At 50.3% G+C, this 12,884-nt stretch carries 11 protein-coding genes; 6 read left to right on the plus strand and 5 right to left on the minus strand.

Annotated elements, in window-relative coordinates:
- The first annotated feature begins 343 nt into the window (after positions 1-343).
- On the plus strand, positions 344-1,081 hold the full coding sequence (locus tag L6H98_RS21940; RefSeq protein ID WP_236419490.1) for a polysaccharide deacetylase family protein: 738 nt from the start codon (positions 344-346) through the stop codon (positions 1,079-1,081).
- A 27-nt stretch (positions 1,082-1,108) separates the two neighbouring features.
- Positions 1,109-2,056, plus strand: a complete 948-nt coding sequence (locus L6H98_RS21945) for a hypothetical protein (RefSeq protein WP_236419492.1) — start codon at positions 1,109-1,111, stop codon at positions 2,054-2,056.
- Positions 2,057-2,145: 89 nt separating this feature from the next.
- Here the strand turns inward: L6H98_RS21945 and L6H98_RS21950 are convergent, their stop codons facing one another.
- The 3 genes from L6H98_RS21950 to L6H98_RS21960 all read right to left on the minus strand — a co-directional run bounded on the left by L6H98_RS21950 (position 2,146) and on the right by L6H98_RS21960 (position 5,059).
- Positions 2,146-2,745, minus strand: coding sequence for a response regulator transcription factor (locus L6H98_RS21950; protein ID WP_236419494.1), 600 nt, complete (start codon positions 2,743-2,745; stop codon positions 2,146-2,148).
- A complete protein-coding gene (locus L6H98_RS21955; RefSeq protein ID WP_236419642.1) occupies positions 2,742-3,890 on the minus strand; it encodes a sensor histidine kinase in 1,149 nt (382 codons plus the stop codon). The genes L6H98_RS21950 and L6H98_RS21955 overlap by 4 nt, the downstream gene beginning before the upstream one ends.
- A 104-nt stretch (positions 3,891-3,994) precedes the next feature.
- Complete coding sequence (locus L6H98_RS21960; protein ID WP_290371475.1) at positions 3,995-5,059, minus strand: fatty acid desaturase; 1,065 nt, start codon at positions 5,057-5,059, stop codon at positions 3,995-3,997.
- Positions 5,060-5,360: 301 nt separating this feature from the next.
- On the opposite strand from L6H98_RS21960, the gene L6H98_RS21965 reads away from it, so the two are divergent.
- Positions 5,361-6,200, plus strand: a complete 840-nt coding sequence (locus tag L6H98_RS21965; RefSeq protein WP_236419495.1) for a YitT family protein — start codon at positions 5,361-5,363, stop codon at positions 6,198-6,200.
- A 434-nt stretch (positions 6,201-6,634) separates the two neighbouring features.
- Positions 6,635-8,323: a hypothetical protein gene (locus tag L6H98_RS21970; protein WP_236419497.1), complete on the plus strand. Its 1,689-nt coding sequence runs from the start codon at positions 6,635-6,637 to the stop codon at positions 8,321-8,323.
- 83 nt (positions 8,324-8,406) lie between these two features.
- Here L6H98_RS21970 and L6H98_RS21975 read toward each other — a convergent pair whose 3' ends face one another.
- Positions 8,407-8,991 carry an AAA family ATPase gene (locus L6H98_RS21975; protein ID WP_236419499.1) on the minus strand — a complete coding sequence of 195 codons (585 nt, stop codon included), beginning with the start codon at positions 8,989-8,991 and terminating at the stop codon, positions 8,407-8,409.
- A gap of 318 nt (positions 8,992-9,309) precedes the next feature.
- On the opposite strand from L6H98_RS21975, the gene L6H98_RS21980 reads away from it, so the two are divergent.
- On the plus strand, positions 9,310-9,645 hold the full coding sequence (locus L6H98_RS21980; RefSeq protein ID WP_236419501.1) for a helix-turn-helix transcriptional regulator: 336 nt from the start codon (positions 9,310-9,312) through the stop codon (positions 9,643-9,645).
- On the plus strand, positions 9,642-11,000 hold the full coding sequence (locus L6H98_RS21985; RefSeq protein ID WP_236419502.1) for an FtsW/RodA/SpoVE family cell cycle protein: 1,359 nt from the start codon (positions 9,642-9,644) through the stop codon (positions 10,998-11,000). Before L6H98_RS21980 ends, L6H98_RS21985 begins: the two co-directional genes overlap by 4 nt.
- A 66-nt stretch (positions 11,001-11,066) precedes the next feature.
- On the opposite strand, the gene L6H98_RS21990 is transcribed toward L6H98_RS21985, so the two are convergent.
- Complete coding sequence (locus L6H98_RS21990; RefSeq protein ID WP_236419504.1) at positions 11,067-12,842, minus strand: ABC transporter substrate-binding protein; 1,776 nt, start codon at positions 12,840-12,842, stop codon at positions 11,067-11,069.
- Positions 12,843-12,884 lie beyond the last annotated feature (42 nt).

A 12,884-nucleotide genomic window follows, 5' to 3' on the forward strand; every position in this document is an offset into this window, starting at 1 on the left:
AGCAGTGATTCGAACCTTTCATTTCAATGAACAGGAAGCCTGCCTCGCGCAGGCTTTTTTCGTTGCCTGCCATAAATCTCACCCGTGAATCTATCAAAGGACGTCGAACGGGTTAATAAGGATTATGTCAAAATTGATTTATCCTCAGTGAATGTACTTTCGGACAAAATCTATCAAAATCGTTTTATTTTCAGTGCTATTCTGACAAAAGTGTAACTCGAACGTAGCCTTTGAAGCTAGAATGTGGAAAATTCGATTTGCTAGAATTAGGATTATCGCCGAAGGATGCATGACGTGAATTGCAGACAGCTGGGGAAATACACCAACAAGGGAGCTTTATTCTATGCAACAAATCCGCAAATCTTTGATGATCACACTCGCTATTATACTGATGATTCCATTGCTTCTGCCGCAGTCGGTTTCGGCCAAAGCCGCATCCAGCACCAAGCAAGCAAAGACCGGTGCCAAAGTCATCTATCTGACCTTCGATGATGGACCGACGGCTCATACAGGCCAATTGCTGGACATTCTGGACAAATACAAGGCAAAAGCAACCTTTTTCATGCTTGGACCTGAGATGGAGAAATTCCCTAAAGCAACCAAACGCATCGTTGCGGACGGACACGGATTGGGACTTCACGGCGTGACGCATGTTCCTGGCAAGTTCTACCTTTCCGCCTACAGCGGTCTGAAAGAAATGCAGCAGGCGAACAACAGCCTGAATAAAGTGGCTGGCGTCAAAACAACTCTGATTCGAACGCCTTATGGCAGCAAACCTTATTTGAAATCGACTTATCGGGATGTATTGCTGGGTCAGGGCGGGTTCCATTTGTGGGACTGGAATGTGGACTCCGAAGACTGGAAATACAAAAAAGATCACCAAAAAGTGTATAACAGCGTCATGAAGCAAATTCATACCGTGCAAAAAAGCGGCAGAACGCCGGTTGTCCTGATGCATGATCAGGAAGCCACGTTGAAAGTGCTGCCGATGGTATTGAAATCGCTCAAGGCGGAAGGATACAAGTTCGAAATTTTAACCAAACAGGTAGAGCCGGTCAATTTCTGGAATGACAAACGTTAAACGACCAACATCAAGGAGGACGACAACATGAAAAAACAAAAGGTATGGGTAACCATCCCGGTCACAACGGCGGTTCTTCTCGCTCTCGCCGGTTGCGGCGGACAGGATACGAAGCCCGCCGAAGCCAACTCGTCCTCATCTGCTGCGGCAGGACAACAAACATCCGAATCGTCAGCCAATCCATCCGGCAGCTCGGATTCCGGTGCGAAGGATGCCGCGTCGACAAACACAACAGACACTGCGGGAACAGTGGTTTCGTCAGGCAGTGCCAATACCGGAAAAGGAGAGAGCGCCAGCGCGGGACAATCCGGCGGGAATGCATCGTCTTCCTCCGAGTCAAGCCAATCGAAGGTGATCAAGGAAGTGCGCAGCCAGTTGAAGCTGAACGGTGCGCTGCTGCCGACTTCTTTCCCACTCGACAAAGGAAAAACCTTGGCGGCTTCGATCGATTCCAATACGTCAAATGCCTTCCAAGTCACGTTCTATGCCGTGGATCAGCCGGTGGCCCTGAACGATTCGTCCCTGACAAAATCGGGCAGCAAGGCGGCTGTCATCGCAGCGTTTGAGGTAAACACATACAAAGATCCGAATAGCACGGATATCTTCCCGGATGAGGAAACGGGTAATGTGCCGGACGACATGAAAGTGGATTTGGGGCACAGCATTCAAGGCGTTGCCGAAGGCGCGGCCGGTTCCCAATATTTGACCTGGAATGAGGGCAGATGGACGCTGCGCATCCAGTCGATCTCCGAGGATCAAATGAATAACCCGGGCATTGCGAAAAAAATGGTGGAATTTTTGGAAACGCACAAGCTGCCTGCTCCCAAAGACAAAGGTTTTGTAGACGTACACTATCCAAGCGGAGGCAAGTCCGTGAATGTCGCCATCTCCTGGCAAGCGGGCAAACAGATCTATCAGCTCAAAACCAGTCAGGTGCCGAACGAAGCGCTTGGCATGGTAGCCTCCGTTAAATAGACTTGAGTCGAGTTTCTATGACAGTCGGGTCGCAACGAAAAAGCTTGGCCGGAACATAAACCCCGGCCAAGCTTTTTTTTGGAATTGCATTATTTGAACCAGCCTTTTTCCTTCGAGCGCGTGATGGCTTCGATGCGGTTGCTTGCACCAAGCTTACCCAGAATGATGGAGATATAGTTGCGAACCGTGCCTGTCGTAATGAACAAGTGGCCCGCAATTTCCTTGGTGTTTTTGCCGTCGGCCATCAAACCGAGTACGGCATGCTCGCGTTCGGTTAAAGGGTTTTCCTCAACATAGGCTTCGTCTACCAGATCCGGGGCAAAAATGCGCCTGCCGTTCATGACCTGGCGGATCGATTCGGCAAGTTCTTCGATCGGACTGTCCTTCAGCAGGTATCCGCGCACGCCGCCCTTCAGGGCGCGTTCGAAATAACCGGTTCGGGCAAACGTGGTCAGAATGATCACCTTGCAGCTCATGCCTTTCAGTTCCTCCGCAGCTTCAAGGCCGCTTTTCACGGGCATTTCGATGTCCATCAGGCAAATGTCGGGAGCATGCTCGCGAACAAGCTCGAGCGCTTCTTGTCCATTGCTTGCTTGTCCGACGACCTGCATGTCATGTTCCAGATTGAGCAGGGAGGACAGGGCGCCAAGCATCATGCGTTGGTCCTCGGCGACGACGATTCGTATCATGTTTCTTCCTCCTTCATCGGTTTGCGCGTCAGTTTCGGGACGCGGATCACGAGTGTGGTCCCGTCCTGATCCGCACCGGATTGAATATCCAGGCAGCCGTTGACGAATTCAAGCCGTTCCTTCATGCCGAGAATGCCCGTGCCTCTGCGGTCCTTGCTCATGGTGCGTTCGATGCCGACACCATTGTCCTGCACGCTGAGCAGGTTATCCGACGGCGTTTCGTCAAGCCGGATGCGGCAAACGGTGGCCTGGCTATGTTTGACGACATTGGTTACGGCCTCTTTGAGGCACATGCCCATGACGTTTTCGTTGAGTTGAGACGTATCCTGCAATTTGGGATTCCCTTCAAACACATACGTGATCGAAGCGGCTCTCAATATTTGCTCGGCACGATGCAGCTCATCGACCAGCTGTGTGCCCCGCATCGTGGTAACCATCTCGCGCACTTCCTTGAGTGCGGTCGTCGCGGTTTGCCTCAGGTCGTTCAGCTCCGATTCGGCCTGATCGGGATTGATGCGCAGCAGTCGTTTGGCCAGATCGGTTTTCAGGCCGATCAGGGACAGCTTTTGACCCAGCGTGTCGTGCAGATCCCTCGCGATGCGCTGCCGCTCTTCCATTTTCACCAGCTCATCCAGCCGTTTATTGGCGCTCTCCAGTTGATCTTCGAGCTGTTCGCGCTTGTTTTTGTTATACATGTTGATGGGCAGCAGGATGGAGGCCACGAGACTGATAAAGACGAACGGCAGCTGGCTGAGCAGCAGGGTGCTGCGGTTGATAACCGCATAGTTCACCGTCATGAACATGGTCACGAGATGAATCAAATAGAGGGAAATGAAGCCGGCCCTGTTTTTGATCGATCCGATAAAAAAGGCCAGAAACAGCGAGAAATACGCATAATCGTAAACAATGGTCATCGTGATGGAGATGGCAATCAGCAGTCCGATCCACATGTAAACCTGCCATCCCCGAGTGATGGAGGCCAGCAGATAACAGGCAAAGAAAACCAGAATCATCACAATGCCCGTAATCATCGTCCATAGCTCGGAATATTGCGATATATAATAGAAGGGTAGGATAAAAAAGACAAGCCAGACGTACGGGTTCAAGCCGGTGTTTTTATAAAAAAGCTGCGTCCACTTCTGAATGAAACTCTCCTCCTTGAAACGTTAAACTGCATCAAACGCAACCGAACTTAGCCTGACTGTAGCATGACTCGGCCTCGAATACAAGCAAACGAAACGGACAGAGATTAGGATTTCTCTGTCAGACTCGCTTGCGTGGTTACGCGTATGGTGGAAGTGGAACGTGCCGGGAGAGCTCGGTTGTTTCGCTTTAGTTCGGCAAAGGTCATGAAACGTTTGCTGTCCTCGTCCCATAGACGAAAGCGCAATGCGGCCAGGCTGGTGCGCAGGGTGATCGTTGTCGCTTGCTGCAGCGGCGGCGTGGCATTATGCGCGTCTTCCAGGTAATAATTGGGGACGCGCGGACTCAGGTGATGGACGTGGTGGAATCCGATGTTTCCGCTGATCCACTGCAGCAACCGCGGCAGCTTGTAGTATGAGCTTCCTTCAACAGCGGCCTTCACGTAGCTCCATTCGTCCTCATGCTCGAAGTACGTATCTTCGAATTGATGCTGAACGTAAAACAGCCAGATGCCGAAGAAACCGGAAAAGAAAAAGATCGGAGCTTGGACAAGCACAAAAGCCTGCCAGCCGACGGCCCAGCACATCAGCGCGTACAAGGCCACAATCAACACATTGGTCAAATACGTGTTCATCCGCTCTTTGCGGCGGGCTCCCTTGCGATTGAACCGGTAGGACAGCAGAAATACATAGAACGGACCAAGTCCAAACATGATGAGCGGGTTACGATAAAGGCGGTAACGCAGCCGCAGCCACGGGGAGGCCTCCCGATATTCCTGCGTGGTCATGACCCAGATGTCGCCGATGCCGCGTTTGTCCAGATTGCTGCTGGTCGCATGATGGATGGCGTGCGTTGCTTTCCACTGCTGGTAAGGGACATGGGTTAATACGCCGGTGATCGTTCCGAGCCAATCGTTGGCGCGTTTGTTTTTGAAAAAGGAGCCGTGGCAGCAATCATGGAAAATGATGAATGTCCGCAGCACGAAACCGGAAGCGACGATCGCGATCGGCAGCGTCAGCCAATAGGACACGGACAGGCTGAAGTAGGCCGCCGCCCATAATAGAAAGAGTGGAAGCAATGTATTGAACAATTGGCGAATGCTTAGATGCATATCATGCTTTTCAAACGGAATGACTTCTTTTTTCAATGCAAGTTCTTTGGTTCTGTTCATGATGAATGCCCTCCTTGAATCGAATCGCTTTCATTGTAAAGGGAAAGGCGTATCATGGGTAAGTCATAAACGTCAGCGCCTGATCATGATAAACATCAAGGACGGAGCATGACATTTGTCATGGGTGTAGGGCTAATAAGAGAAATCCTTTGCACAAATCGCGCAACATTTTGTATTTTGTATACAAATTTTGCGCGGGACATGATAGAATCAATGCTTGGGTATACGTGGTAATATGACAATGGATTAAAAATAACATGACAGCGAGAGCTGATTTTCTGATGATTGGAAGGAATGTTGGATGAAAAAACGAATAACGGACATCGCTTATCTGATGGTCGGTGCTTTCTTGTTTGCGCTGGCCGTAAACCTGTTCATTATCCCGAATGATTTGGGCGAAGGCGGCGTAACCGGAATTACCATCATTTTATATTACTTGTTCGAATGGTCGCCGGGGTTGATGAACCTGATTCTGAACGGCATTTTGCTCGTCGTGGGTTATAAGTTTCTGGACAAAACGACGACGGTGTATACGATTATTACCGTGCTGTTCAACTCGTTGTTTTTGCATCTCACGGAGAGCTGGACGATCGATTCCAACGAGCTGTGGATTAACACGATTTTTGCAGGGGTATTTGCCGGTCTCGGCATCGGGTTGATCGTACGCGTGGGCGGCACGACGGCGGGAACGGTCATTCTGGCGCGAATCGCCAACAAATATTTGGACTGGAGCATCAGTTACGCATTGTTGTTTTTTGACCTGATCGTGGCGTTTTCGTCGTTCTTTATTATTGGGGCCAAAGGTTTGATGTGTACGATCGTGCTGCTGTTTGTCGGGACAAAAATGATGGAATTCATCATTGAAGGACTCAATCCGAAAAAGGCGGTAACGATCATTTCGACCAAACAGGACAATATCGCCCGTCAGGTCATCGAGAAAATGGACCGCGGGGTTACGGTGCTTTCCGGGCATGGGTATTACACGAAAAATCCAAAGGAAATTTTGTATATCGTCATCAGCAAACAGGAAGTGCCTATGTTGAAAAAGATCGTGCGGGCAGAGGATACGGATGCCTTCATTACGATCCATGACGTGCGCGACGTATTCGGGGAAGGCTTCATTGAGTTGTCGAAAACGTAAGTGGAACGAAAAATAAGTGGATTTTAAGGAAGCCCTGGCGCAATAACGCCACGGCTTTTTTGCTTAAGGGATAGATGGATACGATAATAGCTGCTTGCGGCGTTTTGGGGATGTTTTTTCGCATGATGGCGTCCATTTGTATTATCAATTTCGCCGTTATTCGTTACAATTGTAGCTGTACCGGATTCATAGGCTAAAAACCGCAAAGGACATACACATGTTAGCGGAGAGGCAGAACCAATATGGAGAAGCGAGGTGTTCGCCTTTATCCCCGGATTTTCCCCTTAGAAAAGGGGGATCAAAAATATCCGGGGATAACAGCGATCGAAAGATGGTACTGCCCTCGCAGTGCTCTTGTGTGAATGACTAGTGCGGTTTATACGAAGGGTCTGGATACGAAGCCCGGATTTTAACCGTAGAGGGGAATGACAATCATGGCCGAGCGAACGATAGAACGGATGTCCAAGGAACAGCAGTATTTGGTGAAACAGTCCATGGCGATGATGGACCGCTTTTATGACGAACAGGCAGGGCTGCTGCGCAGTTTTGAAGAGAATTCCGCGCAGTACAGCACGCGTGCCAGCGCGCATTATGCGCTGGGTTTGCTGATTCGTAATGAAACAGCCGACTTGGACCGTGCGATTCGTCTGCTGCATAACGTACTCGATATGCAATTCGATGCTCCCGAAGAAATTTATCACGGAACCTTTCGGACGAGGCCGGATGCGGCAGACCCGCCAAAGGGCAATTATCAATGGAAATCCTTTGCGCCGGGAACAGCACATTTTCTGGAGCAAACGTTCGATCGAATATCGGCGAAGCTGACTCATGACTTGCAGGCAGAGGGAGTCATCCACGCTGACGCGGCTGATGCCAAACGCCTGAAACAGCTGTTCAGGAAGGCCGTGAATCAAGTACTGCCGCCGGTTTGGATCAGCTATGACCCGAACTGGAGAGAGTTCATTGCCTGCGTCTGCGCGGTCGCGACGGGGGAATTTGCCGATGTGCTGCCTGAATCGCTTTTGCAGCGCATGGACCATGCGATGGAACTGGCTGTGCAGGGTTCCATCGATCGCAGATTGTCCGATGCGATCCCCATGAACACCAACATCGAACTTATGCATATGTTCATCACCCATTATTACGGACATCGCTTCCAGCGGGAAGATTGGATGGAACACGCAGACAGGCAAGCAGAGGCGCTGCTGCGGGAATTTGATCAATACGGATCGTTTGCCGAGTTTAATACAACGACGTATTACGGGGTGGATCTGACCGTGCTGGGCATGTGGAGAAGATACGGGATCACCGAACGTTTCAGAGGGATTGGCGCCAAGATGGAGGCAGGACTCTGGAACAATATCGCGCTTTATTATAATGCCAACCTTGAAAATTTGTCCGGTCCTTTTGCCCGGGCGTATGATATGGAGATGAGGGAACATAGCTCCATCGGCGTATTTTTATATATGGTGCTTGGCGAAGGCTACGAATATCTCGCAGGCATGAATTGCGAATCAGGGCATGATCCGTTAATTGCGCTGGTTGGGGTGAACGTCCCGGATGAAGCGCTTCCATTTCTTCGGTCCCATCCGGGAGACCGCTTGGTGGTCAAGCAGTTTTTGGAGTTATGCGAGCGCAACGATCCAACAGACAATCGCACGCTTTGCACGGCCAAGGCCTGGATCGGCGCAAACCGCATGGTCGGAGCGATGTCCGGGAGCCGCAATACGAATGGCCAGATGCATCCGGCCACCGTCCATTGGCGGACGGATCAGGGCGAGAAATATTATTTGCGACTGATCCGGCGCGAGGTCGGCGAAGGATGGAACACCCATCTTCGAGGCATTACCTTTGATGCCGATGTCAGCGATAGTGCGCTGACGGTCGAGGTCGCGCTGGACACGACGGAGGAGATCGAGGTGTACTTCGAGATCCGAGGTCCCAATCTTCGTCCTGAGGACTTTACGCCGGCACGGTGGAATATGCCTGGCTTGAGCTGTGAGGTGCAGGCGGCCGCACCGGAACCGGAAATGTTGTTTTTTACGGAGCATGCCGAAATGGTTTACAGGTATGTGCCTGGAAAGACAGCGAATCGGATGAGCTTTGCATTGAAGTTTTGTTGAGCGAATGGAATGATGTGAGAAACAAGTATGCCAAAAGGGGATGCTGCTGTCTTGATATGTTCAGCACATCCCCTTTTTGGCGTTTACGCATACATGCTGCGTTCAACCTCGTTCAACGCGATGGAGATATCCTCGTTTGAGTTATCGATGTAGGCTACGGAAGAGGAGGGAAGCGGCCATGCAACCTGCTTGCGTGCCAGCGAGGCTGCAAACTTGTCCCAGTTGGCGAGTTTCCATTCATCTAGAGGAGATTGCCTGGCCGTAATCCGTTCTTTGTATAATGCTTCGCTGTTCAAATAAATATATGCTACGCGCACGTCGGTATCTTGCAGCGAACGCCCGATGCGAGCCAATTCCTGTTCGATCCAGTCCGGAGTCTGTGTTTCTTTGGTAAATGGTCCGACAACGATGGTGTCGATGCCAAGCGCTACGTTGTCTAGAGCGGCATCCATCGTGATGCGATAGCCGAGATCCCGGCAAAGCCGTTTGTATTCAGGCGAATCGCGGTCTGTCGGGTCCAGTCCCTGTAATGTCATGATCGCTTCGGCTGCTGGGCGCAGCAGGATGTCCATATCGAAAAATGCAGCTTTGCGCTGGCGGGACAACGCTTTGGCGAGCGTTGTTTTGCCGCTTCCGGCACCGCCAAGGAAAAAGATCAGTTTGCTCATGGGCATAGGCCTCCCTTATGAATCTAAACGACCGTTGTGTCAGCATAAACGACAATATTTGCTGATGATCGGCCGATTATCGTTGATGTGCGAGTGTGGATACGTGGTCTATTCCACAATGATTCTTTCTATTTTGTTTATTATATCAGGACAAAAAGGGGATAGGATAGTTTTCATGGTGTGCGAGCTAGACAGAAAAGGGAGAATCAGGTAATATCATACCTAGAATATCTATGCATAGTTTTCCGAGGTATATATTTTGGAACTCATTCTGATGCAGAAGGAGCAGAATGATGGAGAAAGGGGCGTGAGCATACGTTGAACGTAAACAAACAGATGATCAAAGGCAGTACGGAAACGCTGATTCTGACATTGCTGCAGGATAAGCCCCTGTACGGTTACGAGTTGATCAAAGAGCTGCATCGCCAATCCGATGGCGTATTTAATTTAAAGGAAGGCACGTTATATCCGATTTTGCACGCAATGGAAATCGAAGGTTGGGTGGAGTCCTATTGGCAAGAGGTCGAGGGCCGCAAGCGCAAATACTACTCGATCCGCAAAGAGGGAATGCAGGCGTTGGATCATAAAAAAGCAGAGTGGCGCCTGTTCCGGCGTGCGGTCGATCGGGTGCTTGGAGAAGGAGGGCTGACATGAGCCATAGAGATGCGAGAATCGAGCATTATTTGGATCAAGTCTGCCAGCAAGTCAAGGCTCGTGAGGTTCATCCTGATCTAAGGGATGAGATCGGCAGCCACCTTGACGAGATTTTTTACGAGCGGCAGCAAGAGGGGGACACGCCGGAGCAGGCAGCATCTTATGCGATTGCACAGATGGGAGACCCGTTGACCATCGGCAAAAGCATGCACCGGCTTCATCGGCATCGCATCCATTGGGGCGTGGTGTTGGGGGTGCTTGCCTTGTTTTCGGTGGGATTGCTGTTAATGTGGATTTATGCAACACGTTTTTCGGTTTCAAAAGTTGAGGATTTTTCTGTTATTTATGGACAATCATTCATTAACTACATATTTTATAGTGTGTTAGGTATTTTTGCTTTGATATTCTGCATGTATTACGACTACAGAAAATGGAGAAATGCAGCTTGGGGCATTTACATTCTGTTCAATCTGCTGTTATGGATAAATCCATTTACAACTCCAGTCATAAATAGTTCGCGATGGCTTTCCCTCTACGGCATTAGCTTACATCTTTCTGGATTCGCAGTATGGGTGTTACCACTCGCTATTGGAGCGATCATGCTGCGTAAATTGCGGACTAAATGGGGGATGAAAAGTGCTCTGCAGTATTGGGTGCTTGCCGCAATACCCATGACTCTGTTTGTCTATATGGATGATTGGGTACGCCTAACGTTATTTGTTGCCGTTTCTATTGTGCTGTTTGGATGGATTTCACGAAGATGGAAATTAACTTTGCTTGCAGGCATGTTTGTTGTTTCTGGAGCAACTGTGTATTTGTTTCAATCCGAAGCCCACAAGCACTTGGAACGTTTTGCGGTAGTGTTGGATTTGCAAAATGATCCTTTAAATACTGGTTGTTATAATCGTTCCATCATAGATACTACTCAGTCTGCTGGTTGGTGGGGTCATGGTTTGAATGGAATCACTTTTGACAAATTTGATATATGGCACACCGACTATCCCGGCGTTGTGCTCATTGACGTGTTTGGTTGGACGGCAGGGATTGCGATGTTTATCGGTATGATCTGGTTTGTGGTTACGATGTTAAAGGCAAGCCTGCGCGTTAAGGATGAGTTTGGTCAAATGATTATCTTGGTGATTACGTCTGTATTTGCTTTTCAACTGCTCTATTCGCTAGCTATGACTACGGGAAGGGTTCCTATTCTGAGTATTAAGTTCCCAATTATTGGTTATGGTGGGTTTCTATTAACTCTTGAATATGCCATGATTGGCTTGCTGCTCGGCGTATATCGTCGCAAAGACACAATTCCTCTGGTTCAAAGCGATACGAGAGGGTTAACCGAAAGCAAGTAACATTGATGTTAATATTTGGCGTTACATAAGAACATGCGGGCGATGCCAGCTGCTGCAGCAGCGGCTTCACCCTTGCGTCGATGTAGACGGGAACCAAATGTGCCTTAAATTCACCCATCCTTGACTGTTAAAGGACAATCCCCGAACGGAAGGCAAATAGGCCGTTTCCATTGGTTTTTCGGAAAGGGTGATGAGTAAATGTTCTTTAGCGAGTTCTTCCTCGATCTTATCCAGAACGGACATGCGTTCATCTCCTTCCGGTGAGGTCATGACGAATCGCAGCATGTTCTGGATAACGTGTTTGGCCGTATCGTGCAAATGCTCCGACAAAGTGAGGTACAGGTCATACCTGCGCAGCTCTTCGTCCCGGTCGCGGATCAGCGAAAAGAGGATCAGATCCGATTCCAGCCGCAGTTCTCCTTTGAATTGTTCCATGGGCGCGGAACGAACGGTACAGTTGAAACCATGCTGCTGCAGCTTCTCCGCAATGATCGCAGCGTTTTGCCTGTACTGCGGAATGGTTGCAATGACGAGTAGGGGCGCAGAGCCATCGGCAGCATCTTTCGCTGAAGGGAGCTCATCCATGAACTTGTGCGAAGCGGAAGACGATGCTGTCTGAATGTCATTTCTCTCGGATAGAACGCCTGTAAGGCAAGCGTATACGCGTGCCCGTACGGCCGGATCGCGAAGCGGTCCGGTTTTTTGCGTATTGCAGGTCATCAATTTGCGCACGGTTACGCCTGCTCCAACTTGACTCCATTCGTTCCCGGAAGGGTTGGACGGATTATGCACCAGATGGAAAAATGGGGTTTCTTCGTTATGATGCTCTGCCAGTTCATGGCGCGAACTCCAAGGAATTTGCAAGATTTCAACCCGGTCCAGATGCGCCCTGCCTTGAAAATAAGACGGGAATGCTTCCAGCATGCAAACATGCCGGTCCCAGCGGGTGACTTTGAATGGCCCGGTTCCGATGGGGATAGACATGGCGGTCGGATCATCCGCCGCAGTCTCCGCATCCAATGGAAACTGCCCGGAAGGCACGATGGCAGCCCGACTCGTCGATAGAAAGGGCAGGAACAGTTCATGAGCCGTATGTAACTTGAAGCGCACGGTTAAGGGATCAAGCGCATCGATCGTCTGAATCTGCCTGCTCACATCCCGGTAAAGAGTGCGGCGTTCGGTACGCTTTAGCCGTTCGAAGGTAAACACCACGTCGCTTGCGCCAAATGTCCGGCCGTGGTGGAACGTAATGCCTTTGCGCAAATAAAACGTCCAGGTTGTCCGATCCGCGCTCACATCCCAAGTATGGGCAAGGCTAGGAGAGATTTCCCCCTGTTCCCCACGTTGCACGAGGCCATCAAAAATATGGCTCGTCACAAACGATTCGGCCAGCAAATTGATATAGAGCGGATCGAGTGCGTGCAATTGCTGCCTGAGCGGCAGTCTCAGCGTATCAATCGGTTGGTTGTTGCTGCCCGCCTCGGTGTGGTGGCCCAAATAACCGAGCAGCCACTGGTTCAGCTGTTCCTGCAGCAGGCCAGAATCGACAAACGTGCCAATCTGCTCGGCAGCCTGTTTTACATCGCGGCGGTTCATCGCTTGCAGCATGTACTGGGAAGCGATTTGTTCCGCAGGTGCAAGAAGGGTGAGCGTCGATCGTTGTCCACGGCCACGGCGGGAGGCCCAGTCGATCCAGCCGGCGGCTGCCATTTTCTTGACGATCGTCAGGGTGCTCCGATGCGTACAGTCCAGCAGCTCGGCCAGCTCGGCGAGCGTCACTTCATTTCTTGCCGCGTGACCATATCGATGATGCAGCTGCAAATACTGTTGCTCGAGTTTCATGATGGAATGCCTCCAGTCCGAGAAATAGTAGTTTGTAAAATA

The sequence above is a fragment of the Paenibacillus sp. JJ-223 genome, assembly GCF_927798175.1.
In the GTDB taxonomy this organism is placed as follows: Bacteria; Bacillota; Bacilli; order Paenibacillales; family Paenibacillaceae; genus Paenibacillus; species Paenibacillus hubeiensis.